At 68.0% G+C, this 26,756-nt stretch carries 18 protein-coding genes and 2 tRNA genes; 8 read left to right on the top strand and 12 right to left on the bottom strand.

The window, feature by feature from the left end:
* Nucleotides 1-8: 8 nt before the first annotated feature.
* The 3 genes from leuA to P5F91_RS11805 all read right to left on the bottom strand — a co-directional run bounded on the left by leuA (nt 9) and on the right by P5F91_RS11805 (nt 5,183).
* Entirely contained in the window at nt 9-1,676 is a 1,668-nt protein-coding gene (leuA, locus tag P5F91_RS11795) for a 2-isopropylmalate synthase (RefSeq protein ID WP_277907243.1), read from the bottom strand.
* 537 nt (nt 1,677-2,213) lie between these two features.
* Complete coding sequence (locus P5F91_RS11800) at nt 2,214-4,343, bottom strand: TonB-dependent siderophore receptor (RefSeq protein WP_277907877.1); 2,130 nt, start codon at nt 4,341-4,343, stop codon at nt 2,214-2,216.
* A 177-nt stretch (nt 4,344-4,520) separates the two neighbouring features.
* Nucleotides 4,521-5,183, bottom strand: a complete 663-nt coding sequence (locus P5F91_RS11805; protein ID WP_277907244.1) for a TetR/AcrR family transcriptional regulator — start codon at nt 5,181-5,183, stop codon at nt 4,521-4,523.
* Nucleotides 5,184-5,260: 77 nt separating this feature from the next.
* Here P5F91_RS11805 and P5F91_RS11810 point away from each other — a divergent pair, with 77 nt between their 5' ends.
* Entirely contained in the window at nt 5,261-6,244 is a 984-nt protein-coding gene (locus P5F91_RS11810; protein ID WP_186454636.1) for an MBL fold metallo-hydrolase, read from the top strand.
* A gap of 51 nt (nt 6,245-6,295) precedes the next feature.
* Here the strand turns inward: P5F91_RS11810 and P5F91_RS11815 are convergent, their stop codons facing one another.
* The 5 genes from P5F91_RS11815 to P5F91_RS11835 form a co-directional block, all read right to left on the bottom strand.
* Nucleotides 6,296-7,270: a hypothetical protein gene (locus tag P5F91_RS11815; protein ID WP_277907245.1), complete on the bottom strand. Its 975-nt coding sequence runs from the start codon at nt 7,268-7,270 to the stop codon at nt 6,296-6,298.
* 43 nt (nt 7,271-7,313) lie between these two features.
* A complete protein-coding gene (locus tag P5F91_RS11820; protein WP_145609723.1) occupies nt 7,314-9,347 on the bottom strand; it encodes a S9 family peptidase in 2,034 nt (677 codons plus the stop codon).
* Nucleotides 9,348-9,471: 124 nt separating this feature from the next.
* The gene (locus tag P5F91_RS11825; protein ID WP_145609722.1) at nt 9,472-11,043 is read right to left on the bottom strand and encodes a S10 family peptidase; all 1,572 of its coding nucleotides are present in this window, start codon (nt 11,041-11,043) and stop codon (nt 9,472-9,474) included.
* A gap of 249 nt (nt 11,044-11,292) precedes the next feature.
* Nucleotides 11,293-12,876, bottom strand: a complete 1,584-nt coding sequence (locus tag P5F91_RS11830) for a S10 family peptidase (RefSeq protein WP_277907246.1) — start codon at nt 12,874-12,876, stop codon at nt 11,293-11,295.
* A gap of 85 nt (nt 12,877-12,961) precedes the next feature.
* Nucleotides 12,962-13,951 (bottom strand): NAD-dependent epimerase/dehydratase family protein, encoded by a 990-nt coding sequence (locus P5F91_RS11835; RefSeq protein ID WP_145609720.1) that lies wholly within the window; start codon nt 13,949-13,951, stop codon nt 12,962-12,964.
* 97 nt (nt 13,952-14,048) lie between these two features.
* On the opposite strand from P5F91_RS11835, the gene P5F91_RS11840 reads away from it, so the two are divergent.
* The 3 genes from P5F91_RS11840 (at nt 14,049) to P5F91_RS11850 (ending at nt 16,952) form a co-directional block, all read left to right on the top strand.
* Nucleotides 14,049-14,948 carry a LysR family transcriptional regulator gene (locus P5F91_RS11840; protein WP_145609719.1) on the top strand — a complete coding sequence of 300 codons (900 nt, stop codon included), beginning with the start codon at nt 14,049-14,051 and terminating at the stop codon, nt 14,946-14,948.
* Nucleotides 14,949-15,051: 103 nt separating this feature from the next.
* Nucleotides 15,052-15,903 (top strand): 2,4-didehydro-3-deoxy-L-rhamnonate hydrolase, encoded by an 852-nt coding sequence (locus P5F91_RS11845; RefSeq protein ID WP_145609718.1) that lies wholly within the window; start codon nt 15,052-15,054, stop codon nt 15,901-15,903.
* A gap of 221 nt (nt 15,904-16,124) precedes the next feature.
* The gene (locus P5F91_RS11850; RefSeq protein WP_277907247.1) at nt 16,125-16,952 is read left to right on the top strand and encodes an NAD-dependent epimerase/dehydratase family protein; all 828 of its coding nucleotides are present in this window, start codon (nt 16,125-16,127) and stop codon (nt 16,950-16,952) included.
* 4 nt (nt 16,953-16,956) lie between these two features.
* On the opposite strand, the gene P5F91_RS11855 is transcribed toward P5F91_RS11850, so the two are convergent.
* The 4 genes from P5F91_RS11855 to P5F91_RS11870 form a co-directional block, all read right to left on the bottom strand.
* Nucleotides 16,957-18,987 carry a M13 family metallopeptidase gene (locus tag P5F91_RS11855; protein WP_277907248.1) on the bottom strand — a complete coding sequence of 677 codons (2,031 nt, stop codon included), beginning with the start codon at nt 18,985-18,987 and terminating at the stop codon, nt 16,957-16,959.
* Nucleotides 18,988-19,021: 34 nt separating this feature from the next.
* Nucleotides 19,022-20,752, bottom strand: coding sequence for an ankyrin repeat domain-containing protein (locus tag P5F91_RS11860; RefSeq protein ID WP_277907249.1), 1,731 nt, complete (start codon nt 20,750-20,752; stop codon nt 19,022-19,024).
* 196 nt (nt 20,753-20,948) lie between these two features.
* Nucleotides 20,949-21,022 (bottom strand) — tRNA-Gln (locus P5F91_RS11865).
* Nucleotides 21,023-21,092: 70 nt separating this feature from the next.
* Nucleotides 21,093-21,166, bottom strand: a tRNA-Gln gene (locus P5F91_RS11870).
* A gap of 427 nt (nt 21,167-21,593) precedes the next feature.
* On the opposite strand from P5F91_RS11870, the gene P5F91_RS11875 reads away from it, so the two are divergent.
* From P5F91_RS11875 to P5F91_RS11890, 4 genes are all read left to right on the top strand, one after another.
* A complete protein-coding gene (locus P5F91_RS11875) occupies nt 21,594-22,628 on the top strand; it encodes a Ppx/GppA phosphatase family protein (RefSeq protein WP_145609714.1) in 1,035 nt (344 codons plus the stop codon).
* A gap of 105 nt (nt 22,629-22,733) precedes the next feature.
* Nucleotides 22,734-23,462 carry an RlmE family RNA methyltransferase gene (locus P5F91_RS11880; RefSeq protein WP_277907250.1) on the top strand — a complete coding sequence of 243 codons (729 nt, stop codon included), beginning with the start codon at nt 22,734-22,736 and terminating at the stop codon, nt 23,460-23,462.
* 233 nt (nt 23,463-23,695) lie between these two features.
* Nucleotides 23,696-25,171: an IMP dehydrogenase gene (guaB, locus tag P5F91_RS11885; RefSeq protein WP_145609712.1), complete on the top strand. Its 1,476-nt coding sequence runs from the start codon at nt 23,696-23,698 to the stop codon at nt 25,169-25,171.
* Between the two features lie 104 nt (nt 25,172-25,275).
* Nucleotides 25,276-26,667 (top strand): RsmB/NOP family class I SAM-dependent RNA methyltransferase, encoded by a 1,392-nt coding sequence (locus tag P5F91_RS11890; RefSeq protein WP_277907251.1) that lies wholly within the window; start codon nt 25,276-25,278, stop codon nt 26,665-26,667.
* Nucleotides 26,668-26,756: the final 89 nt, after the last annotated feature.

Here is a 26,756-nt window from a genome sequence, read left to right on the forward strand (position 1 = left end):
CTGGTTGCTCAGCCCACTCCGTTGGCGGCGCTGAGCACGGCGCGGACGGAGGCGGTGGCGACGTCGGTGTCGATGCCCACGCCGAAGACCTTGCGGCCGTCGCCAGTGCGGCATTCGACGTAAGCCGCGGCGCGGGCGTCGCCGCCGTGGCCGATGGCGTGTTCCTGGTAATCGACGATGTCCAGGTCCACGCCGCAGTCGGCTTTCAGCGCGGCCAGCACGCTGGACAGCAGGCCATTGCCCCGGCCGCTGATGCTGCGTTCCTCGCGGCCCACGCTGATCCGGCCGGCGAACACGCGCTCCTTGCTGCCGGCGGTGCCGGTCTCCTGATAGTCGATCAGTTCGAAACGCTGCAGGCCGGTCAGGCAGTAGGTGTCCTGGAAGATGGACCAGATGTCGGCCGCCGTCAGCTCGCGGCTGGTCTCGTCGGCATAGCCCTGGACCACCCGGCTGAAATCGATCTGCAGGGGGCGGGGCAGCTTCAGGCCCTTGTCCTGTTCCATGACCCAGGCGATCCCGCCCTTGCCCGACTGGCTGTTGACGCGGATCACCGCCTCATAGCCGCAGCCCAAGTCGGTCGGATCGATGGGCAGGTACGGCACGTCCCAGAATTGATCGTTGCGGCCGGCCTGCGCCGCGAAGCCCTTCTTGATGGCGTCCTGGTGCGATCCGGAGAAGGCGGTGAACACCAGTTCGCCGGCATAGGGGTGGCGGGGGTGCACCGGGATCTGGTTGCAGTACTGCACCGTCTGGACGACCGACTGGATGTCGGAGAAGTCGAGGCCCGGGTCCACGCCCTGGGTGTACAGGTTCAGGCCCAGGGTCACCAGATCGACATTGCCCGTGCGCTCGCCATTGCCGAACAGGCAGCCTTCGACACGGTCGGCGCCGGCCTGCACCGCCAGTTCCGCCGCCGCCACGCCCGTACCCCGGTCGTTGTGCGGGTGGACGCTGATGATGACGCTGTCGCGGCGGCTGATCTGGCGGCAGAAGCGTTCGATCTGGTCGGCGTAGATGTGGGGGCCGGCGGCTTCCACCGTGGCCGGCAGGTTGAGGATGACGGGCTTGTCCGGCGTGGGTTGCAGCACGTCCAGCACCGCCTCGCACACCTCCAGGGCGAAATCGGGCTCCGCCGTGCTGAAGGTCTCGGGCGAATATTCGAAGATCCAGTCGGTCTCGGGATACTTCTCCGCCTGCTCGCGCATGATGGTCACGCCCTTGACGGCGATGTCCTTGATGCCCGCCCGGTCCATGCCGAAGACGATGCGGCGCCAGGAGGGGGAGATGGCGTTGTACATGTGGACGATGGCGCGGGGGGCGCCGCGCAGGCTCTCAAACGTGCGCTCGATCAGGTCGCGCCGCGCCTGGGTCAGCACCTGGATGGTGACGTCGTCGGGCACCTTGCCGCCCTCCACCAGGCTGCGCACGAAGTCGAATTCGGTCTGCGAGGCGGAGGGGAAGCCGACCTCGATCTCCTTGAAGCCGATCCTCACCAGCATGTCGAAGAAGCGCTGCTTCTTCTCCGCGTCCATGGGGTCGATCAGGGCTTGGTTGCCGTCGCGCAGGTCGGTGGACAGCCAGCGCGGCGCCCGGGTGATGGTGCGTGACGGCCAGGTGCGGTCGGGCAGGTCGGCGTGGGCGAAGGGGCGGTACTTGGTGGAGGGATCGCGCAACATGGTCAGGGCGTCTCTGCTGCAATGTATTCAGTCGGGGGGTGAATACGGCCAAGGGTACAGCCGCCGGATGGCCGTCAGGCCCGGCGACCGCCGGTAAGGAGCAGGCGCGCGGCGAGGGTCAGCGGCTGGGCGCTGGCGGCGGCGATGCTGGTCTTGGCAGAAGAGCCCCTGGGGGCGACGTGACACGACATGTGGTAAACTCACGAACCTTGCGCAAACTTATGACGAAATCCCCGGTCCTCTCAGGAGGCCGGGTTCATAAGAAGCAGCAGGGTGGTCGTGGTGTCGGTCATGATGCCCAGGATAAAAGCGGCATCGGCCGGGCGTGTCAAGCGAACACGCTCATGAAATTTCAAGGGCAGCCATGCCCCAGCATCAAAGAATCGATGCCGGGGGCGCTGACGACAATCTTTGGTCGCTCGGCCTGTGACCGCAGGCGCCGGAGTGAGCACCGGAGGAGCGGAACGAGGGCGGCCAAAGGCTTGGACGGGCCTGCCGGCGCCCGAGGAAAACGAACAACTCCGGCGCCTGAGGACCTCACAAATCAAGCGTGGCGGAGAAGCGCACCGTGGCCGGCATGCCCGAGTAGAGCGTGGGGCCGCCGGTGGCCCAGTAACGCTCGTTGGTCACGTTGTCGGCGTTGACGCGCAGGGTCAGGCCATTCCCCTGCACCTGGGTCTTGTAGCTGGCCCCCAGGCTCAGCGTCGTGTAGGCGGGCAAGGTGGCGCGGTTCTGCGCATCCGCCGCGCGATCGCCGGTGTAGTAGACACCCGCGTTCAGGCCGACGCCGTCCAGGAGGTCCGGATGGTATTCCGCGAAGATGGAACCGGACCAGCGCGGCGTGTTCTCCACCCGCCGGCCATCCTGGTAGACGCTGCCGGTGTTCTCCTGAAGGGCGTTCAGGTACTGGCCGCTGACCATGATCGACAGGTCGGGCAGCACCTCCCCCTGGGCGGAGGCTTCGACGCCCTGATGGATGGCCTGTCCGTTCAGGACGTAGGTGTTGTGGATGTCGGTGTAGGCCAGGCCCCGGTCGATGTGGAACCAGGCCAGCGACATCATGGCGCCGCCCACTTCCATGCGGCCGCCCACCTCCACCTGCTTGCTGACCACGGGGTCCAGGATGGTGCCGGCGTTGGTCGTGCCGTCGGGTGCCGTGCCCGCGCTTTCCAGGCCCTCGATATAGGTGGCGTACAGGCTGGACTTGGGCGTCAGCTTGTAAACCAGCCCGGCGGTCGGGGTGACCGTCTGCACGGCATAGTTTCGGGCGGCGGAGGCGGTGTCGTAATCGACATAGCGGGCGCCGGCGATCAGCAGCCAGTGATCGCCCAGGTGCGCCATGTCCATGACGTAGCCGCCGGTATCGATGTTCACGCTGCCGGCGTTCAGCTTGGTGGTGGTGAACTTCAGGCTGTCATAGGGGATGGTCAGCGGGTCGTACAGGTTCTGCTTCACCGCCGTGTAGGATTGCTGGTGCTGGTCCTCCTGGGTCTGCCGGTTCCGGCTGAAGCCCACCAGCAGTTCGTGGCTGACCGGGCCTGTGTCAAGCTTGCCAGACACCTCCAACCGCAGGTTCTGGTTGCGATATTCCTGGTCGGGCGTGTACGTCCCGCTCACCGTGCCGGCGCCGGTGGCCAGGTTGATGGACCCTAGGTTGGCGATGGTGCGCTGCCGCCTGGTGGAGGCGACGCCGAACTCGGCACGGGCCGACCAGTCGTCGGTGATGGCGTAGTCGGCCCGGCCCACCACGTTGGTGGCCCAGGTGTTGTAGGGCGCGTTCAGTGGGGCGAAGCGCAGGCTGGGGTCCGGGATGGACGGCAGGATGATGGTGCCCCCGTTGCCGCCCTTGGCACCCACCGCGCTGGGCAGGGTGATGCCACCCGGCTCATCCATCTCACGGCGGTAGTATTCGGTGTCCAGCTTGAAGGTCAGGCGCTCATTGGCGCGCCAGTCAAAGGCGCCGCTCATCAACCAGCGCCGGCCGTCCACATCATTCACCGGCGTGCCGATGCGCGAGGCATAGCCGTTGATGCGGGCGCCGTATTCGTTGTGGTCGCCGAACTCCCGCCCAATGTCGAAGCCGCTGCCGAAACTGCCGTTGTTGTCGCCGTTCAGGGTGAAGCTGGTGACGGGGTCGGACCCCGCCCGCTTGGTCACCACGTTGACGATGCCTGACGGTGTGCTGATACCGTAGTACAGCGCCGACACGCCCTTCAGCAGTTCAACCCGCTGCTTGTTCTCGATGGGGATGGGCCCCAGGTTGATGATGGGCAAGGACCCGTTCAGGCGATAGTTGGTGCGGGCGTTCATCAGCACGCCGCGCGAGACGAAGTTGTTGCTGGTCAGGGGGCTGGTGGACTGCTGCGTCACGCCGGGCGTGTTGCGCAGCGCGTCGTCCAGCCCCTGCGCCCCCTGCGCGTCCAGCAAGGCGCGCGGCAGGATGGCGACGGTCAGCGGCGTGTCCAGCAGCGACTGATTCCGGAAGGCGCCGACCTGCACCACCTCCGCCTTGAAGGAGGGGGCCTGCGTGCCGCTCACGATGATGTCGTCCAGGGTCTTTTCCTGGCCGGCGTCGGTGGCGGCGGCCGTCGTGTCCACGGCAGCGTCCATCGCTTCCGTGGCCTGGGCCCGCAAGGGGGCCTGCATCGCCGCCAACAGGGCAAGCATCGACACGGCGCACTTTTTCATCGTGTTTCCATTATTCAGTCAGGATCGGTCGGCACCCTGATACTGATAATGAGAAACGATCGCAACATCGATTTTAACAAGATCGTTAGGCGCTTTTGGCGGGGGCGGGGATGAACCGGCGCTCGGGACCGATCAGGTCAGGAAGGGATTGGCGCCTCAAGGTTCGTGCGGATTGGAAGCGGGTTGCTCCCTCCCCAACTCCGCAACAGCTTCCCGGGCGGCCAGTTCCGCCCGCCTGCGCATGTCCTGCGCCGACGGGGCCGGCAGCCCAAGCAGCACACGATAGTCATCGAGACCGACCAACCGCTCGAAGAAATCATGGCCGATCTTGCGCCGTCGCTCCGCCGGCACCCCGGATGTCTCGGCCCGAGTTGACAGGAAAGAGTCCAGCCTTTCGACGTGTGCATTGATCAGGCCATCGTATGCCAGCGCACCAAGGTGTGGAAATCGTCGTATCTCGGTCATGACGACCCGGAGCAGGTTGGTCGTCTTCGCGCCACGAATACGCTCCTGGAACATCACGCCGACAAAGAGAAGAATGTCCGCGAGCGACTTCTTCAAAACATCTTCGATCCTGACCGACTCTTCCATATCGGCCGGGTGGCACGCGCTTTCCATTACCGCGGCGAACAGATCGTCTTTGGTTCGAGCATGGCGGTACAGCGTCATGATGGAAACGCCAGCCTCACGGGCGATGCTCTCCATTCCACTGCCCGCATAGCCGTCCCGCACGAACGCCTGCTCGGCGGCCGCCACGATCGCAGCGCGCTTGCGCGCCATCACCTTCGCTCGCGGATGATCGGGGGACCAATCCCTCATGCGTGTTGACTCCTAACGATAGTCGTCATTATCGTTGTAGCGATAATATGCGTTATTGTTACACGAAAGGCAGATCAATGGCTCAAGCTATCGAAGGCGGGAACGCGCTCTTGGCGCGGATGCGCCGCCGCCCGATCAACAGCACGCTGATCGGGCTCGCGATAGTGCTCATGGTGGCGCTGCTTTCGTTCGCCTGGACTTTCGCTCCGATCCGGCTCGACGTGCCGCAAGTCGATGTCGGGGCGCTGCCGTCAGCCACGCCTCCGGCGGCCATGTCGATCAGCGTGATGCCGACAGGGACATACGAAACCCCCGCGGCGTTGGCATTTCGGGGCGGTTCGTGGAGCGAGAAGCGCGCATTCGCCGCGAGCGGCGTGCTCGTGCGGCATCCCAAGGGAAACCTGCTGATCGACACGGGGTTCGGGCGGAATGTCGAGCAGCAACTCAAACTGCTGCCATCGCTCCAACAGTCGCCTCACCACCTTGGCACGCCCATCATCGATCAGTTGGCCGGGGTGCAGGCCGACACGATTACCGCGATCATTCCAACCCATGCACACTGGGACCACATCAGCGGCGTGGATGATTTCCACGGTATACCCGTACTGGTGGATGATGCCGGCCAGCGCTTTATCGACTCGCATGGTGAGGGTACCGAGGTGCTCAACAGCTTCCACGCGGTCAGCTATCAGGCCTATCACTTCGACGGCGGTGCCTATCTCGGTTTCCCAAGCAGCCATGATGTTTACGGCGACGGCTCGGTCGTGATCGTACCGGCGCCCGGCCATACGCCGGACTCGGTCGTCGTCTTCGTCAACTTGCCCTCGGGGAAGCGCTATGCCTTCGTCGGTGATCTCGTTTGGCAGATGGAAGGGCTGGCGCGGCCGGCGGAGAAGCCTTGGATGATGCGGTTCCTGATTGGCGAAAACCGCTCCGAAATACAGACGGCCATCGCGCGCATTCGCGCCGCAACCGCGCTCTATCCCCAGATCACGGCCGTTCCCGCGCATGACGGTCGCGCGTTCAGCTCTATCGCCGTCTATCCGGCGTCAACCCGCTGACGTGGTAAAAGTCGTTTGGCGCGCCGGATGCAGGGGGTGCATCGGCATGGATTATTTCGCCGCGGGTGTCCCGCCGTCTGCGGCGAGGGTGCTGGTCTTGAGGCTGTCCAGCATATGGGTGGCGATGGTGGCGCGCTGCAGGCTGCCGGTCGCGTCCGGGGCGACGGAATAGAGCCCCTCCAGATAGGCCTTGTCCGCCGGGCTCAGCGACCGGACCCGCTGTGCCGATGGGCAGGCGTCGGAGAACAGGCTCAGGATGCTGGGCAGGGGGTTGCACTGGTCCACGGCGCTGGCCGGCTGGGCCAGGACCAGCATGGCCAGGTAGTCGGCCAGGCTGCCGAACGTCTCTCCCTCGATCTTGGTGGTGTCCACGATCACGACGATATTGTCGAAGACGCTGGCCATGTCGTGGGACAGCCGGCTGCCGCCGTTGCCGTGGAACTGGTCCTTCAAGGGATCGTCGGAATGCATGCCTGAGGCGTAATACGGGTCGTCCACCACGGTGACGGCGCCGTCGCGCACGGCGGTCACGTACCATGCCTGGATGGCCTGGGTGACCTTGCTCAACGCCTTGGTCTGGTTGACGAAGTGATAGCCCAGCAGGAATGAGCGTTTATCCGCGACGGCATCCATCACGGCCTGGGGCGTATCGGAGAAGATGATCTCGATATCACGCTTGCAGCCGTCCCGGGTCGGCGCGCCCACTTGGCCCGCCACCGTCTTGATGCGGGTGGTGAGAAATGCGGCCACGTCGGCCGGCACGTTGATCGCCTCTGGACAGACGGGACGTTCCCACCGGGTCAGCTGGTTCAACCGGGGGGAGGGATGACCATGGTCCTGGACGAAACCTTCCGTCGCCTGGGTCAGCGTCTCGACGGTGAAGCGGTTGCCGGTGATGGTGACGGTGGGTGGGCTGTCGGCGGCGGTTTGCGCCGCCGCCAGCAGGGATAGGGTCGGCAGGGACAGGAAAAGAAGCAGGGCCGCCGCCATGCCTACCCGATGCGCCCGCGCCCAACCCCCCGCCATACCCATCACCCCCCCGTGCCCCATTACTTCCCCCGTCACACGCTTACTTGGCCGCCAGCGCCGCCTGCAGTCCCGGCGTGAACTGCGCCCCGTCGGGCACGGTGATGCTGGAGCCCTTGAAGGCGGCGCCGAAGGGCTCCGCCCGGCCGCCCAGGCAGGCGCCCAGGAACTGTTCGGCGGCGGCGTTGAAGGCGATGCTGTTCTCCGGCCGGGCGAAGCCGTGGCCCTCGTCGGGGAACAGGATGTAGGTGACGGGGATGTTCTTCTCCTTCATCGCCTTCACGATCTGGTCCGACTCCGCCTGGTTGACGCGGGGATCGTTGGCGCCCTGGCCGATCAGCAGCGGCTTCTTGATATCCGCCGCCTTGAACAGGGGGGAGGCGTCGTGCAGCAGCTGGCGGCCGTCCTCCGTCGTCGGGTCGCCCATGCGCTTGTAGAACTGCTGCTTGCCCGCCTCCCAATAGGGCGGGATGGTCTTCAGCAGGGTGGCCAGGTTGCTGGGGCCCACGATGTCCACGCCGCAGGCGAAGGCGTCGGGGGTGAAGGTCAGGCCGGCCAGGGTGGCATAGCCGCCGTAGGACCCGCCCATGATGGCCACCTTGTCCTTGGTGGTGATGCCCTGCTTGACCGCCCAGTCGACGGCGTCGATCAGGTCGTCATGCATCTTGCGGCCCCATTGCAGGTTGCCGGCGGTGATGAAGTTCTTCCCGAAGCCGGTGGAGCCGCGATAGTTGACCGACAGCACGGCATAGCCCCGGTTGGCCAGCCACTGGTGATAGCCGTTGTAGCCGTAACCGTCTCGCGCCCAAGGGCCGCCATGCACGAACAGCACCATGGGCAGGGGCTGGTCGGGATGCCCATCGCCCTTGCCGTCGCTGCCCGCCGGCAGGGTGAGGTAGGACACCAGCGTCAGACCGTCGCGCGCCTTGATCTCCACCGGGTGCATGGCGGCCAGGTCGGCACCCTCCAGCTCCGGCCGGTTCACGAACAGCTTGGTCAGGGTGTGGGCCTTGCGGTCGAAGCGGTATGTCGCCGCCGGCGCCGTGACCGGATCCACCACCACGGTCCAGGCGCCGTCGTCGTCGGTGCGGCTGGTGACGTGGATGTCGCCCTTCAGCTGAGACTTCAGGAAGTCCAGTTCCGCGCCGATCTTGGGATCCAGCGCCGTCCATTCCGTGCGCAGATAGTCGATGGCATAGGCCTGGATCACCCCCGTCTTGGGATCGGCCAGGACGTCGCCCACATCGGCCTTGTCGCTTTGGCCCACCACCCGGGTGGTGCCGGTGGCGGCGTCCTGGGCGATCAGCGCGGCGGTGTCGCGGCCGCGGCTATCGATCCAGTACAGCGTCTTGCCGTCCTCGGTATAGCCCAGGGGGTTGGTGGTCAGGCTGTCATCCAGCCCGACCGCACCCAGCGGCTGGGCTTCAACCTTATTGTCGGCCACGCGGAAGAAGTCGGTTCCGCCATCGGGCCGCGACTTGGCCGCCAGGCGCAGCTTCAGGGACTCGTCCGCGACGAAACCGGCATAGCCCTCGTTCTTGAACACCAGGGTCAGTTTGCCCTTGGCCAAGTCCAGGCTGTAGACGTCGAACCACTTGGGATCGCGGTTGTTCAGGCCAACCAGGATGCGGTCCTTGATGTGGTGGCTGGTGCCGATGATGTCGACGCGCGTCTTTTCCTGCGGCGTCAGGGTGCGCTGTTCGCCCGTGGCGACGTTGACGCCGTACAACACGAAATTCTCGTCCCCGCCCTTGTCGTTGACGAACAGGATCATCTTGCCGTCGGGGGACCAAAAATGCTGGCGGATGGGGCGGGTCTTCTCCGCCGTCAGGGCCTTGGCCTTGGTGGGGTCGCTGGCGGGGGCCACCCAAATGTTCAGCACGCCGTCGCGCGGCGCGATCCAGGACAGCCATTTGCCGTCGGGGCTCAGCTTGCCCTGGGTGCGGCTGGGGTTGCCGAAGAATTTGGCGCGCTCGATCAGGGGGGCGGCCGGGCTGGTGGCCGGCGGGGGCGGGGCCGCCGCCGTGAGGGAGGTCGTGCCCAGGATCACGGTCAATGCCAGAACGGCAGCGCGCATCGCTTACCCCAATCGTTGTTGGCCGCCGGCATCCCGGGGGACGTCGGCGGCGGAATGGATCGAAGATGAGGCCAAGCCCATCACCGGGCAAGTGCTTGTTGGGCCAGGGTAAAGCGGTCCGCTCTTATGCGCCGCCCGAGGTAGCCTTATCGTAGAAGGCATCCAGGTCGACGACCAGCTGCTTCAGCGCGTCCGGGTTCAGGTAGATCATGTGCCCGGACGGATAGTACTTGAACGTCACGTTCTTTCGCTGCGCCGGTTCCAGCGCCATGTGGTTGATGTCGTACTCCGTGTTGAAGAACGGCGTCGCCATGTCGTAATAGCCGTTCAGCGACAGCAGCTGCAGGTGCGGGTTCTGGCGCATGGCCAGGCTGAGGTCCAACGCTACGTCCGGCACCTCCAGCTTGCCGACGTTGGGCACCTTGTGGTGCCAGTCCCACTGCTCGTTGGCGTCGTCGGACCCGGCACGATACTCCAGGTCCGTCTTATAGCCCAGGTCGCCCGCCAGATAGGCGCGCAGGCTGGAGATGAAGGCGCTGTTGATGGCGCTGTCGGAGGGGTCGTACTCCGGCCCCTCACCGGCGGCGTCCGTGTCCACGCCCAGGAAGCGGCTGTCGAAGCGGCCCACCGTCTGCCGCTTGTCGCGCAACAGCTCCTTCTGGAAGCGGAACAGGTCGATGCGCAGCTTGGCGCGCTTCAGGTAGTCCGGAGACAGGCCGGTGAAGGTGGCCAGCTGCTTGGCCACGGCGTCCTCTTCCTCCGCCGATATGGTCTGGCCCTTGGCCAGGGCGGCGGCATAGGGGCCGCGCGCGAAGACACGCGCCTGCTGCACGAAGGCGGCCAGGTCGGCCGGCTTGTTGGGGATGCGGTTGTGGTACCAGGCGGTGGCGGCGTAACTGGGCAGGAAGGCGATGTAGCCCTCGTCATAGCCCGGCTGCAGGATGCCGTAGTTCAGGATGGACGACAGCAGGATGACGCCGTTCAGGTCCATGCCATCCTGCTGCAGCCGGTTGGACAGGGCCGCCGACCGCGTGGTGCCGTAGGACTCCCCGAACAGAAATTTGGGGGAGTTCCAGCGGTTGTTGAGGCTGACATAGCGGCTGATGGCGCGGGCGAAACCGTCCACATCCTGGTCCACGCCCCAGAAATCCTTGCCCTTGGCTTCACCCAGGGGGCGGGAATAGCCGGTGCCGATGGCGTCGATGAACACCAGGTCGGTCTTGTCCAGCAGGCTGTCGTCGTTGGCGGTGAAAGTATAGGGCGCGGGGGCGTTGTTGTCCGGGCTGGCCGTGCGCACCCGGATGGGCCCGAAGGACCCCATGTGCAGCCACAGGCTGGCCGAGCCGGGGCCGCCGTTATAGAGGAAGGTCACCGGCCGCTTGGCCGCCGGTGCGCCCTCGGCCGTGTAGGCGACGTAAAAGACGCTAGCCGTGGGCTTGCCGTCATTGTCGCGGATGGTCAGGGTGCCGGCCGTCGCCTGATAGCGGATGCTCTTGCCCTTGATGGTGACGGTATGCGACGTGGTCTTGGCCGTCTCGGTCACGGGTGCCCGGGCGGTGGCCGCCTCGATCTGTTCCGCCACCTTGCCCTTGGGCGCGTCGTCGTCGCCGCCCTTGTCCTTCTTGTCATCAGCCCATCCGGCCACGGCGACGGAGGTCAGCAGCACTGCCGTCAACGCCACGATCGTCTTACGCATCCCCAAGCTCCCTGTTGCGGGTTGTCATCAAATTGTTTGATGTTTGATGGCAAGCCCGCTGTCCAGCCCGTTGCTTGGGGGGCGACATCGTGACCTTATTTTAGTGTTCCCTCATGCGCCGGGCGCCAGCATCCGCTGGCTTGGCTTCCTCGCTGCGCCCTGCGGTGCTCGCTCCGGCGCCCGCAGTCGCGGGCTACCAGCGGCATGGCTCCCATGCCGCTGGCTGGTCGCGGTGCCTCTTGGGAAGCCTTACGGCGCGGCTGGCGCCGCCTTGTCGTAGAAGGCGTCCAGGTCGGCCACCATCTGCTTCAGCGCCTCGGGGTTCAGGTACACCATGTGGCCGGAGGGGTAATACTTGAACGTCACGTTTTTCCGCTGCGCCGGTTCCAGCTCCATGTGGCCGATGTCGTATTCCGTGCCGAAGAACGGGGTGGCCATGTCGTACCAGCCATTCAGCGACAGCAGCTGCAGGTGCGGGTTCTGACGCATGGCCTGCGCCAGGTCCAGGGCCACGTCCGGCATTTCCATCCGCCGGTTCTCGATCTTGTGGTGCCAGTCCCACTGGCCGATGGCGCCGTCGGCGCTGCGGCGATAGTCCAGGTCGGTCTTATAGCCCAGGTCGCCGTTGATGTAGGCGCGCTGGCTGGAGATGAAGGCGCTGGTGACCGCGTTGGAGGAGGCGTCGTACTCCGGTCCCTCGCCGGCGGAATCGATATCCACGCCCAGGAAGCGGCTGTCCAGGCGGCCCACCGTCTTGGCCTCGTCACGCAGCAGTTCCTTGCGGAAGCGCTGCAGGCTGACGCGCAGCTTGGCCTGCTTCAGGAAGGGGACCGGCAGGCCGGTGTAGGCCGACAGCTGCTTGGCGACAGCGTCCTCTTCCTCCGGGGTGATGTCCTGGCCCTTGGCCAGCGCCACGGTGTAGGGGCCGCGCGCGTAGTCCCGCACCTTCTGCAGGAAGGCGGCCAGGTCGGCGGGCTTGTTGGCGATGCGGTTGTGGTACCAGGCGGTGGCGGCGTAGCTGGGCAGGTAGGAGATGAAGATGTTGTCGAAGCCCGGCTGGCGGATGCCGTAGTTCAGGATGGACGACAGCAGCACGACGCCGTTCAGGTCCATGCCGTCCTGCTGCAGCCGGTTGGCCAGGGCGGACGAGCGGGTGGTGCCGTAGGACTCGCCGAACAGGAATTTGGGCGAGTTCCAACGGTTGTTGATGGTGACGTAGCGGTTGATGGCGCGGGCGAAGGCGTCCACGTCCTGGTCCACGCCCCAGAAGTCCTTGTCCTTGGCGTCGCCCAGCGGGCGGGAATAGCCGGTGCCGACGGCATCGATGAAGACCAGGTCGGTCTTGTCCAGGATGCTGTCCTCATTGGCGGAATAGACATAGGGCGCCGGCGGCGTGTTGTCCGGCGCGCTGGTGCGCACGCGCACCGGCCCCAGCCCCATGTGCATCCACAGGCTGGCCGAGCCTGGGCCGCCGTTGTAGAGGAAGGTCACGGGCCGCTTGGTCGCCGGCGCGCCCTCGGCCGTGTAGGCGACGTAGAACACGCTGGCGGTCGGCTTGCCGTTGTCGTCCCGGATGGTCAGGGTGCCGGCGGTCGCCTGGTAGCGGATGCTCTTGCCCCGGATGGTGACGCTGTGGGCGCTGCTCTTGGCCGTCTCCGTGATGGGGGCGCGGGCGGTGGCCGCCTCGATCTGCTCCGCGATCTTGCCCGGCTTGGGCGCGTCTTCGCCGCCCTTGTCCTTCTTGTCCTCGGCCCAGCCTTGGGTCGCCGCGCCGGTCATCAGCACCGCGGCGAGCGCCGCCGCCGCCCATTTCGCTCCTGCCATCTTTTTCATTCCCTGCTCCTGCCCATGGATTTTGTATCCAATAAAAATTTGATGGTGGAAGCAGGTACGTTTGTCCAGCCCGGACCCTGCGCCGTCACGCCGGCACACACCCCAAATCCGTCAGGGCTGCGGCCACCGCCACGTCCAGCGGCGTATGGGGCTCGGCCCCCAGGAAAGCCTTGAGCTTGGCGTTCTCCAGCCGCACCGGCCGCTGCCACAGGTAACGCATCTCCCGCATTTCGCGGAACACGGTGACGAAGGGGGAGGCCAGGGTCACCAGCCACCAGGGGAAGGCCGTGACGGCCGGCCGCGCGCCGCCCCGCGCCACCACCACACGCTGGATGGATGCCGCCATCTCCGCCCCTGCCTCCAGCCAATGGCCGCCGAAGTGAAAGGTCTCGAAGGTCGCCAGCTCGTTTTCCCGCGCCAGCAGGCGGGCCACCGTTTCCGCCACGTCGGGCAGATAGGCCCAGGCGTGGCCGACGGCGTGTGGGCCGGGGTAGGGAATGGACGTGACCGCCTTGCCTGGTTTCACCAGCCCCTGGCCGAACCAGTTGTTGCCGGCGTGGGGCCCGAAGAAGTCGCCACAGCGCAGGATCAGGACGCGGGCACCCTCGGTCGATGCCTGGCGCAGCCGCCGCTCCATGGCCACGCGGATGCCGCCTTTCACCGTGACTGGGTTCTGCGGCGACTCCTCGGTCAGGTCGGGCTGGGCGTCGGGGCCGTAGTTGTACACTGTGCCCGGCAGGACGATGCGGGCGCCCACGGCCTTGGCGGCGGCGATGGTGTTGTCCATCATGGGCAGCACCAGCTTGTCCCAGTCCTTGTAGCCCGGCGGGTTCACGGCATGGACGATGACATCGGCGCCGGCGGCGGCCCGGGCCACGTCGGCGGCGTTCATGGCGTCGCCCTGGATCCACTGGGCGGCGGCCAAGTCCGGCCGTGACCCGCGACCCCCCGCTCCCTGGCCCCTTGCCAGGGCCTTCACCGTCCAGCCATCGGCCAGCAGGCGGGCAGCCACGGCACCCCCCACGCCGCCCCTGGCCCCAATCACCAGAACCGTCTTGCCGTTCGTCGTCGCCATCTTTTCCTCCGTCGGCGTCATTGCGATGCCGGGAAGGTGACGGGTCGGATAGATAAACGGAATTGCGTAAGGCCGTTGAGTTGATATACGTAAATTTATGGCTAAGCACGAACCCGGTTGGGAACTCTACCGCTCCTTCCTCGCGGTGCTGCGCGAGGGCAGCCTGTCGGCGGCGGGGCGCGCGCTGGGGCTGACTCAGCCCAGCGTCGGCCGCCATGTGGAGGAGCTGGAGCGCACGCTGGGCGCCACCCTGTTCACCCGCTCTCCCCAAGGCCTGACGCCGACCGAGACGGCGCTGGAGCTTCGCGCCCATGCCGAGGTGATGGCCGCCGCCGCGGCCGCCCTGTTGCGCGCGGCGTCGGGCCCGGCGGATGAGGTGGCGGGCAGCGTGCGTGTCACGGCCAGTGTGGTGGTGGGGGTGGAGGTGCTGCCCCCCATCCTGGCCGCCTTCCGCCGCGACCATCCCAAGGTGGCGATTGAGCTGTCCCTGTCCAACGAGACGGAGGATCTGCTGCGGCGCGACGCCGACATTGCCGTCCGTATGGTGCGCCCCACGCAAGGCGCGCTGGTGGCCCGGCACCTGGGCGTCATCGCGTTGGGGCTCCATGCCCACCGACGTTATCTGGAAATGCACGGCACCCCGGCCTGCTGGGACGATCTCGCCAGCCACAGCCTGATCGGTTTCGATACCGAAACGGCTGTCATCCGCACCCTGCGCGCCCGGGGGCGGTATTTCGGCCGCGAGCATTTCGCCTTCCGCGCGGACAGCGACGTGGCCCAGCTGGCCGCCATCCGCGCCGGTTTCGGCATCGGCATTTGCCAGGTGGGGCTGGGACGCCGCGACCCTGACCTGGTGCACCTGCTGCCCGGCACCCTGGGCTTCGACCTCGACACCTGGCTGGTCATGCATCCGGACCTGAAGTCCAGCCGGCGCGTGCGTCTGCTGTACGATCATCTGGCGCAGGGCTTGGCGGATTACATCCGCAACGGCCAGTAACGCGGGGGGCGCCATGAAAGGATCGGCATTGCCAGCGGTGTCAGATTGGAAGAAAACTGCGACCGCTAACAGAGCGCCTTTCTAATCAGGGACAGGACTTCCCATGAAGCTGCTGCGTTACGGCCCGGTGGGCCAGGAGAAACCCGGCCTGCTGGATGCCGCCGGCCAGATCCGCGATCTCTCGGGCCATGTGGCCGACATCGGCCCCGCCCAGCTGTCGGCCGGGGGCTTGGCCGCCCTGGCGGCGCTGGACATCGCCAGCCTGCCCGTCGTGTCCGGCAGCCCGCGCCTGGGCGTGCCCTACACCGGGACGCCCAAGTTCCTGGCCGTGGGCCTGAACTACGCCGACCATGCCGCTGAATCCAACCTGCCCCTGCCGAAGGAGCCGGTGCTGTTCACCAAGGCCATCAGCTGCCTGAACGGCCCCAATGACGATGTCATGTTGCCCAAGGACAGCGTGAAGAGCGATTGGGAGGTGGAGCTGGGCATCGTCATCGGCAAGACCGCCCGCTATGTCGACGAGGCCGATGCGCTCAGCCATGTGGCTGGTTACGTCCTGGTCAACGACGTGTCCGAGCGTGAGTACCAGATCGAGCGGGGCGGCACCTGGGACAAGGGCAAGGGCTGCGACACCTTCGGCCCCGTCGGTCCCTGGCTGGTGACGGCGGATGAGATTGCCGATCCGCAGAACATCGACCTGTGGCTGGACGTGAACGGCGCCCGCCGCCAGACCGGCAACACCAGCACCATGATCTTCGGCGTGGCGACGCTGGTCAGCTACATCAGCCGCTTCATCACCCTGCAGCCGGGCGACCTGATCACCACCGGCACCCCGCCGGGCGTGGGCATGGGCGTGAAGCCGACGCCTGAGTACCTGAAGGCCGGCGACGTCATGCGCCTGGGCTCTGACCTGTTGGGCACGCAGCAGCAGACGGTCGTGGCCTGGCGCCGCTGAGCGCCGCCGCGGCGTATAGGTGCACAGCGGCAGGGGGTTGTGACTCATGCCGCTGTAGGCCCCAAGTGGGGCCGCCGGAAGTTTCCGGGGAACGCAGTGGACTGGGAACTGAGGAAGCCTAGCCGACGGATGTCGGCGCCCGGCGATTGAGGGAAACGTTCCTGGTATAGACGGGGGGCGGGGAAACCTGTCCCCCGTTCGCTTTTTGGGGTTCCGCCACCATGCGCATCCTCGTCACCGGCTCCTCCGGCCCGCTGGGCGCCGCCATCGTCCGCCAGGCGCGGACGCGCGGCTGGACGGCGCGTGGGCTGGACGTTCGGCCCGGCGCCACCACGGATATCCAGGCTGACGTGGCCGATGCCGACGCGTTGGCACGGGCGGTCGAAGGCCAGGATGCCGTCATCCACGTCGCGGCGCTGCATGCGCCCCAGGTGGGGCGGCTGCCGGATGCCGACTTCCACCGCGTGAACGTCCGGGCGACGGCGACGCTGCTGCGCCTGGCGGCTGAGGCTGGGGTGGGGCGCGTCGTCTACACCTCCACCACCTCCCTCTACGGTCACAGCCTGGTGCCGCCGCCGGGTGGCCTGGTCTGGGTGGATGAGGGGACGCCCGTCCGGCCGCGCGACATCTATGACGAGACCAAGCGGGCGGCTGAGGACCTATGCACCCAGGCCGGCCCCCGCTACGCCCGAGGCCTGGCGATCCTGCGCATCGCCCGCTGTTTCCGCGAGGCCGTCCCGGTGCGTGCCGCCCACCGTCTGCACCGGGGGCTCAGCATGGCCGACGCCGCAGCGGCGCATGTGCACGCGGCGGCGGGGATCGTGCCCGGCACCTTCCTCATCTCAGCCCTCACCCCCTTCCAGCGGGAGGATGCCCCGGCGCTGGCGACGGAGGCCGCCGGGCTGATTCGCGCCCGTCTGCCCCGGGTGGCGGCCCTGTTCGACCGCCGGGGCTGGCCGCTGCCCGCGCGGCTGGACCGGGTGTACGACGCCAGCCGCGCCGCCGCCGTGCTGGGCTTCCGCCCACGCTTCGATTTCTCGTGGCTGTGACCGCCTACCAGATCCGCACCCTGTCTTCCGGCCGCAGGTACAGGGGGGCGCCCGGTCCCACGCCAAAGGCCTGATACCAGCCGTCGAGGTTGCGCACGGCCTGGTTCACGCGGCAGGTGTCCGGGGTATGGGGATCGTTGGCGACGTCGTTGCGCAGCGCCTCCAGCCGGCGCTTGCCCCGGCGCAGCTGCGCGAACGCCAGGAAGAAGCGCTGGTTGCCCGTCAGGCCATTGACCACGGGCGCTTCCCCCTCCGCCAGGGCGGCGTGGTAGGCCTCAAAGGCCAGTTGCAGGCCGCCCACGTCGGCCAGGTTTTCCCCCAGGGTCAGGCGGCCGTTGACCGTCAGCCCCGGGGCCACCTGACAGGTGCCATAAAGGCTGACCAGGCGGTCGGCCAGCGCCGTGAAGCGGGCGGTATCCGCCTTGGTCCACCAATCGCGGGCGTGGCCGGCCGCATCGAACAGGCGGCCCTGGTCGTCGAAGGCATGGGTCAGCTCATGCCCGATGATAGCCCCGATGCCGCCGTAGATGACCGCGAGGTCGGCCTTGGCGTCAAAGGCGGGCGGCTGCAGCAGGGCGGCGGTGAACACCACCGTCATGGCCGCGCCGTCGTTGTAGGCGTTCACCGTCTGCGGTGTGATGGCCCATGCTTGCGGGTCCACCGGCTGCGCCAACCGGCGCCGGTCCTGCTCCCAGGTGAAGGCCGTGGCCCGCACCACATCGCCGTACAGGTCGTCCTTGCGCATGACCAGACCGTCGTACCGGTCGCCCGTGGCCGGCGCGCCGATCAGGACGCGGTAGGCGTCCACCTTTCGCGTCGCCTCGGCCTTGGCTTGCCCCGACATCCAGGCGGAGGCGGCGATGCGCTCCTTCACCGTGGCCTTGATCCGGTTGACCAGCGCGGCCAGCGTCGCCTGCGCCGCGTGATCGAACCAGCGGGCGGTATAAAGCCGCCCTACCGCGTCGCCCAGGGCGCCCCGGCTGTGGGCCATGTCCTTCCAGCCGCCGCCCGACACCTGGGCCAAGGCCTGGCGCCAGCGGGGCGGCGGCGCCTTCTTGCCTTCCACCGTGCGGCCATGCAGATCGAACCAGGCGTCGGCATACTCCTTGGCCAGGAACGGCGCCGCATTGTCCACCAGATGGAAGGCGGCCCAGGCGCGCAGCACCGGCAGGGGCGTGACGGCGAACAGGTGCGCCAGGGCCGGCAGGGCGGTCCGCTCCACCACCACGATGCGATCCACGCCGCCCAGGCCGGCGGCCGCCAGGTACGCCGTCCAAGGAAAACCGGGCGCCATGCGCGCCAGTTGCGCCGGTTTCATGGGGTTGTAGATGGCGCGTTCGTCCCGCTGCTGCGCCGGGGTCCAGCTGGCGGCGGCGATGTTGGTTTCCAGCGCCAGGATGTCCTCGGCCCGCGAGTCCGCCTGCGGCCACCCCGCCAGGGTCAGCAGCCGGGCGATGTAGGCGCGATAGGCCGCGCGCCGGGGTGCGTTGCCTGCCTCCGTATAAAAGGCCCGGTCCAGGCCACCCAACCCGCCCTGGCCCAGGTACAGGGCGTGGCGCGCGGCGTCGCGGCTATCGCGATCCACCGATAGCTGGAACCACGAACCGTGCAAACTGGCGTTGGCTTGGCCCATCACCTCCGCCAGTGCCGTGCGGGTGGCGGCCAGGCGCAGTCGCATCAGATCGGGGTGCAGGGGCCGTCCGCCCAGCGATTGCACCCGGGCCTCATCCATGAAGGCGGCGTAGTAGGCGCCCACCTGCGCCGTCTCGCCGTCCGCCGGCGCTCCCGCCTGGGCGGCGCCCTCCAGCAGTTCGTGCACCCGGGCTTCGGCGGTTTCGGTCAGCTGGGTGGCGGTGGAATAGCCGGGGCGGTCCGGCGGTATGGCCACCTCATCCAGCCAGCCGCCATTGGCGTGGCGGAAGAAATCCTGTCCCGGGTCGACCTCAGGCGCACCGCCCGGCCAGGGCGACGGCCGGGCGACTGTCGCCGCGGGCATCGCCATGACCAGGCAGAGGACAACAACGGGAAGGCGCATCGGCTGCCACCACAGGCGGAAGGAGGACACCATTCTAGCGAGGGGTCCATTCTTCCGCCGCCATCTCGATCACGTCGGCGGCATCGTCCAGGCCCCGGCGCCGGGCGGCCTCGGCCGGCGTTTGGCCCAGGGGGTTGCGATAGGTGGGATCGGCGCCGAAGGACAGCAGCAGGCCCGCCAGCTCCACCGCCGTCTCCTGGTTATCCGGCAGGCAGAACAGGGCGGGCTCGCCCGGCCGGTCCTGGCGGTTGGCGCGGTCAGGCTCCTCGGTCAGCAGCGTCCGCAGCCGATCAATTTTGCCAGCGAAACATAGCCCTCGGAAATTGCGGCTGTGCCCGGCCAGGAAATCCACCATCTCCCGTTGCCCATGATAGACGGCGTGGGTGAGGGGGCTGCCGCCATAGCGCCCATCGAAGGGATCGACCTCCGCGCCCCGGGCGATCAGCAGCCGCGCCGCCGCCACCGCGCCGGCATGGGCGGCGAAATGCAGGGCGCGGCAGTTGTGGTCGTCGGCCACGTCGGGCGACATGCCCAGGTCCAGCAGGACCTCCACCATGTCGGTGCGGCCGGTGTCGAGGGCGACCTTCACCGGGGCGATGGCCCGCAGGAACTCCGGATGCGCCTCTGCCAGCAGGCGCAGGGTGGCGGTGTCGCCGGTGGCGACGGCGGCCACGAACACCTCGTCCTCGGTCAGTTGCGGACGCCGCGCGCCGTGCCGCACCAGCAGGTCCACCATGGCGCCATGGCCACCCATGACGGCATGCTTCATGACCGGCTGGCGGGAGTAGAAGTTGATGTCGTCTGCCCTGGCGCCATGCTCCAGCAGCCATGCCGCGCGGCGCGGGTGGTTGCTGGCCACGGCATTGCCCAGCAGATAGGCGACGGCGCTGCGGGATTTTTCCCCGCCCAGGGCCTGGGGCGCGGGGCCGGTCCATTTGGCCGTCTCCCCCCGCCGGACCGATCGCGTCCACAGGAACTCTAGCCACCGGATCGAATCCTCGGCCAGCGAGGTGTTGTATAGCGCCTGGGCGGCCAGGGGATCGGCGCCACGGTCGATCAACAGCCCGGCAAAGGCCTCCGCCTGCGGGTGCGGCGCCTGGCCGCCTTCGCCCTCACCAATAACCCCGACCAGGGGCGTGAACTCGGGGCTTTCCGACCAGCCGGCATCCGGGTCGGCGCCGGCGTCCAGCAGCAGGGTGGCGAGGACCAGCGCGTTGGGCTCCACGGTTTCCAGGGGCAGGCGCGCATAGGCCAGGTGGGCCAGGGGTGTCCAGCCGTCGAAGTCGCTGCGGTCTCGCGCCAGGGCGGGGTCCTTGGCCAGGAAGGCGCGCACCGTGTCCAGGTCGTGCGCCACCACCGCGGTGTGGATGCTGGCCCGCGCGATCTCCGGATGCCGCGCCAGCAGGCGGGCGGCCACAACGCCCCGGCTGCCGCCATCGCGCTCATAGTCACCCCATTTCCGGGTGGCGGGATCGGTGCCGTAGCGGTTGACCGCCTTTTCCAGGAACAGGCGGACGCGCTCTTCCATGGTGCGGGCGCGGTCCGCCAGCTCCTGCGTCAGGGCGGCCCAGGTGGGGAAGCCATGCTCCCGCGCCAGCGCGTGCTGCACCTCGCGCAGTTTGGGCGCCGTGGCATGCCCGGGGAACACGATGAGGAAGCGGGCGATGGCGTCGGCCTCGCCGGCGCCTATGGCCTTCAGCCAGCGCTTGGCCTCGCGGCGCAGACCGTCGATGGCCGTGCGGTCAGACAGGGTGCGGGAAGACATGGGACCTTCCTTCCGAAAAACGCCCGATGTCCGCTTCATGGGGCCGGAAGAAGGGATATGTGAGGTACGGTCGAAACCGACTGGGTGGAGGCTAGGCCCCCTTGCCGCGGACAGGTGGCGCCCCAATGCGCACTGGCATTGAGAAGACGTCGAACGCCGCCGGATGTCAACAGGGTGGGAGGACAGCAGAGCCGTTTGGCTGGGGGACTTGGATTCGAACCAAGGTTGACGGAGTCAGAGTCCGTAGTCCTACCGCTAGACGATCCCCCAGCAGGACGGGCCGCGATGGCGCCTGGATCGGCGCCGGTGCTCAGGCAAGCGGAGCTGTCGCGGAAGAGATTGGCTGGGGGACTTGGATTCGAACCAAGGTTGACGGAGTCAGAGTCCGTAGTCCTACCGCTAGACGATCCCCCAGCAGAACGAACGCGGTGGCGCTGGCCACCATGTCCGTCGGACGGCGCGGCTTATAACACCCCTCTTTGGGGATGTGTAGCCCTTTCTTGGAAATTTTTTGACGGTCCGGTCAGGAAGCGGGGCAAGGAGCAGGCTGCAACGGGGTGGGCGCCTGGGAACGGTGAGGCGACGGGGGGATGCAAGGCCCATCCATGGTCGAATTGCGGGGCGCAGACGCGTGCGCGAGGGTGGTGGTGCGGCGACGCTCTCATAGTCTAGAGTGATACCCGTGTGCCGCAGCGGCGCCGGGGCGCCCCCGAAGACCATCCGGTCCAGGGCGGCTGACCGGGTTGCCGGCTTGGCGGCGGTGATGCCCCCGAGGGGCGCATCCAATGGCCGTGCCTGATGGGCGTGTCCGCTGGATGTGAAGGAAAAGGCTGGTTCGGCGATGAGTGAGACGGGCGTTCAGCCCCTGCCGGAAACCCGCACCCCCCGGGGTGCTGGCCCGGGTGAGCCTGTGCGGCGGCCGGTTCTGGCCGCCTTGGACCTTGGCACCAACAACTGCCGCCTGCTGATCGCCCGTCCGGGGCGGGAGGGCTTTCGCATCATCGACGCCTTCTCCCGCATCGTGCGGCTGGGGGAGGGACTCAGCCGCACCAACGCCCTGTCGGACGAGGCCATGGCCCGCACCGTGGCGGCCCTGAAGATCTGCGGCAACAAGATGCGCCGGCGCGGCGTCACCGACGTGCGCGCCGTGGCGACGGAGGCCTGCCGCCGCGCCGCCAACTGCGGCACCTTCATCGACCGCGTGGCGGAAGAGACCGGCATCCGCATCGAGATCATCTCGGCGGAGGAGGAGGCGCGGCTGGCGCTGGCCGGTTGCGCCGCCCTGCTGAACCGTCGCATCCCCCGCGCCCTGGTGTTCGACATCGGCGGCGGCTCCACCGAAATCATGTGGCTGTCCTTCAACCGGGGCCGGCCCACGCTGATCGACCAGGTCTCCGTGCCCCAGGGCGTCGTCAGCCTGACGGAGACCTTCGGCGGCGACCGCGTGCTGCCCGAGGCCTATCGCGGCATGGTGGACACGGTGGGCGCCGCGCTGGCCGACTTCGACGCCCGCAACGACATCCGGCGCGAGGTCGCGGCCGGCCGGGTGCAGATGCTGGGCACGTCCGGCACCGTCACCACCCTGGCCGGCATCCGCCTGGGCCTCACCCGCTATGACCGGTCGCAGGTCGACGGCTCCTGGCTGGGGCTGGACGAGGCGCGGGCGATCAGCAAGTCGCTGCTGTGCCTGGACTATGCCGGCCGTTCCGCCCATCCCTGCATCGGCCATGACCGGGCCGACCTGGTCATCGCCGGCTGCGCCGTGCTGGAGGCCATCTGGGAACGCTGGCCGGTGGAGAATTTGCGCATCGCCGACCGGGGCGTGCGCGAGGGCATTCTCACCGAGTTGATGGCTGCCACGCGCGGGAGAGGTTGAGGTTTCACTTGCCTTTGGCGGCGCCGGCACCAATATGCGCCGCTTCGAATCGATGTCGAGAGATGACGGGGCCGTGGGCCCGGTCCGCCAAACCGGGTGTTCACCATGACCAAGTCCAAAGGCACGGGTAGCCAACTCAGCGGTCGCGGCCTGACCGTGCGCGTGAAGACGGCGGCCAAGCGTTCCGTCTCCTCCGCCCGCTGGCTGGAGCGCCAGCTGAACGATCCCTATGTGGCGGAGGCCAAGAAGCGCGGCTATCGCTCGCGCGCGGCCTTCAAGCTGCTGCAGCTGGATGAGAAGTATCACCTGCTGAAGCCCGGCACCCGCGTGGTGGACCTGGGTGCCGCCCCCGGCGGCTGGACCCAGGTGGCGGTGGAGAAGGTGCGCGGCGCCAAGGTCGTGGGCCTGGACATCCTGGACATGGAGGACGTGCCCGGCGCCATCACCATGCAGATGGACTTCCTGCTGCCCGAGGCGCCGGACCAGCTGAAGGCGGCCCTGGGCGGCCCGGCCGACGTGGTGCTGTCCGACATGGCGGCGCCCACCACCGGCCATCCCAAGACCGACCACCTGCGCATCATGGCCCTGGCCGACGCGGCCTACGCCTTCGCGGCCGAGGTGCTGGCCCCCGGCGGCGCCTTCGTGGCCAAGCTGTTCCAGGGCGGGGCGGAGCGCAGCCTGCTGGACCTGCTGAAGCGCGACTTCGCCGTGGTGCGCCACGCCAAGCCGCCGGCCAGCCGCGCCGACAGCTCGGAAACCTATGTCGTCGCCACCGGCTTCCGCGGCGCCACCACCCGGCGCGACGATGACGCCGCCGAGGGTGGCGAGGACTAAATCCTTAACCTTTCCACCCCGCGAGGGGTGAGGCGCGCGCAAGTCTGCCATGGCGGATTTGACCCATATGTGGTGGGTTCACAAGCGGGCAAGCGCGTGTATAGTGCATCGAACCTTAAGCCCTGGATGACGCGGCCGGCCCCATGTGTGGGGGCGGACGGGTCGTCCCATACCCGTATCTGACGCCCGGGCCCGCCTACGTCCCATGGCCGGCCCGACTAGGGAGATGGTTCATGACCCGTGCGCTCCAAATCCGCGAAGCCCTGACCTTCGACGACGTCCTGCTGGAGCCCGCGGCGTCCAGTGTGATGCCGGCCGAGGTGGACACCCGCACGCGGCTGACCAAGACCATCGAACTGGGCATTCCCCTGATGTCCGCCGCCATGGACACCGTGACGGAATCGGCCCTGGCCATCGCCATGGCCCAGGCCGGCGGCATGGGCGTCATCCATCGCAACATGGATATCGAGCGTCAGGCCGAGGAAGTACGCAAGGTGAAGCGCTTCGAGTCCGGCATGGTGGTCAACCCCATCACCATCGCGGCCGACGCGACCCTGGCCGACGCCCTGGGCCTGATGGCCCGCTACCGCATCTCCGGCATTCCGGTGGTGGAGAACGGTGGCGCCGGCAAGCTGGTCGGCATCCTGACGAACCGCGACGTGCGCTTCGCCACCAACCCGCACCAGCCCGTGTCGGAGCTGATGACGCACCAGAACCTGATCACCGTGCGCGAAGGGGTGGGCAAGGACGAGGCCAAGCGCCTGCTGCACACCAACCGCATCGAGAAGCTGCTGGTGGTGGACGACAGCTACCGCTGCATCGGCCTGATCACGGTGAAGGACATCGAGAAGGCGCAGTCGCACCCCAACGCCTGCAAGGATGAGAAGGGCCGCCTGCGTGTGGCCGCCGCCACCGGCACCGGCCCGGACGGCCTGGCCCGTGCCGAGGCCCTGTTCGACGCCCAGGTGGACGTGCTGGTTGTCGACACCGCCCATGGCCACTCCAGCAAGGTGGCCGACCAGGTGCGCGCCGCCCGCGCCCTGTCGAACTACACCCAGGTCATCGCCGGCAACGTCGCCACCGGTGACGCCGCCCGCGCCCTGATCGACGCCGGCGCGGACGCCATCAAGGTGGGCATCGGTCCCGGGTCCATCTGCACCACCCGCATCGTCGCCGGCGTGGGCGTGCCCCAGCTGACCGCCGTGATGGACGTGGTGGACGCCTGCCGTGAGCGCGGCATCCCCGTCATCGCCGACGGCGGCATCAAGTATTCCGGCGACCTGGCCAAGGCCATCGCCGCCGGCGCCGACGTCGCCATGCTGGGCAGCATGTTCGCCGGCACGGACGAAAGCCCGGGCGAGGTCATCCTGTACCAGGGCCGCAGCTACAAAAGCTATCGCGGCATGGGCTCGGTGGGCGCCATGGCCCGCGGTTCCGCCGACCGCTATTTCCAGGCCGAGGTCACCAACACCCTGAAGCTCGTGCCCGAGGGCGTGGAAGGCCGCGTGCCGTACAAGGGCCCGGTGGGCAGCGTGATCCACCAGCTGGTGGGCGGCCTGCGCGCCGCCATGGGCTACACCGGCAACGCCACCCTGCCGGAGATGCAGCAGAACTGCCGCTTCGTGCGCATCACCAACGCGGGCCTGCGCGAAAGCCACGTCCACGACATCCAGATCACCAACGAGTCGCCGAACTACCGTCCGGGTTGATTTCCGGCGGCGTCGCGCCTTGATATTCGGAGCCGGCTGCGTTCAATGCGAACCGCAGCCGGCTCTGTTGTTTTTAGACCGCTCCAGAAAGAAGAAGTTCCGCGATGACTCCGACCGCCCGCCTGCAGGCGGCCATCGACCTTCTGGCGGAGGTGCTGGCGACGCCGCGTCCCGCCGATGCCGTGGCCAGCGCCTTTTTCCGCGCCCGCCGCTACATCGGCGCCAAGGACCGCACTGACGTGGCCGAGAAGGTCTACGGCATCTTGCGGCGCTGGGCCCGGCTGCACTGGTGGCTGAGCCGGTCAGGCTATGGCGGAGAGGGCCAGCCGGCGGTGGATGCCCGCGCCCTGCTGATCGCCGATGAGCTGCTGACCCGGGGCCGCAGCGCCTCTTCCGTGGCGGAGCATTTCAACGGCGGCAAGTTCGCGCCGGCACCGCTGGAGGCGCATGAGCGCGCCCTGATCCAGGCGCTGGAAACCCACACGCTGGACCATCCGCAGCAGCCTGATGCCGTGGTGGCGGAGGTGCCGGACTGGGCGGCGGATACCCTGCGCAATGCCCTGGGCGAGCGTTTCGTGCCGGAGATGCAGGCCATGCTGGGGGCGGCCCCCATGGATCTGCGCGTGAACCCGGTGAAGGGCACGCGGGAGCAGGCCTTGGCGGCCTTGGCAAAGGCCGGCGTGCAGGCGGAGCCGACCAAGATCTCCGCCCTGGGCATCCGGGTGCGCAACCGCTTCCCCATCGCCACGCTGAAGGCCTTCCAGGACGGCCTGCTGGAAATCCAGGACGAGGGCTCGCAGCTGGTGGCCTTCGCCGCCAATCCGCAGCCGGGCCAACAGGTGGTGGACTTCTGCGCGGGCGCCGGCGGCAAGACGCTGGCCATCGCCGCCATGATGAACAACAAGGGTCGCGTGGTCGCATGCGACGTGCTGGACGGCCGGTTGAAGCGCGCGCAGGAGCGGTTCCGTCGGGCCGGCCTGCACAACATCGAGACGCGGCCCATCAAGTCGGCCCGCGATCCCTGGGTGAAGCGGCACAAGGGCCGGTTTGACCGCGTGGTGGTGGATGCACCCTGCAGCGGCACCGGCACCTGGCGCCGCAACCCCGACGCCCGCTGGCGCCAGCTGGGCCCCGGTCTGTCGGAGCTGCTGCCCCTGCAGGCGGAAATCCTGGACAGCGCCGCCCGCCTGGTGCGCCCGGGCGGCCGCCTGGTTTACGCCACCTGCTCCCTGCTGCCGGAGGAAAACCAGGACCAGGTGACCGGTTTCCTGGCCAGCCACCCGGACTTCACCCTGCTGCCCATCACCGAGGCCTGGCCCGAGGGCATGGGCACCCCGCCCAGCACCAACGGCATGCTGTCGCTGTCCCCGGCCCGCCATGATACCGACGGCTTCTTCGCCGCCGTCATGGTGCGCAAGGAGGCCGCCGCCGGTGCCGCCACCGCTGACGAGGCGGAAGGGGTGGAGGAGGCGGGCGAGGACGCGGCCGAGGCCTGACGCCGACGGGGTTTTCGAACGGTTGTCACCATCCTGTCGCGTCGCCCTCTGGCGGGGCGCGCGCTTCTGCGGCAGGATGGTGGGGACGG

Origin of the sequence: Nitrospirillum amazonense, from assembly GCF_029594735.1 — a bacterium.
GTDB lineage: Bacteria > Pseudomonadota > Alphaproteobacteria > Azospirillales > Azospirillaceae > Nitrospirillum > Nitrospirillum amazonense.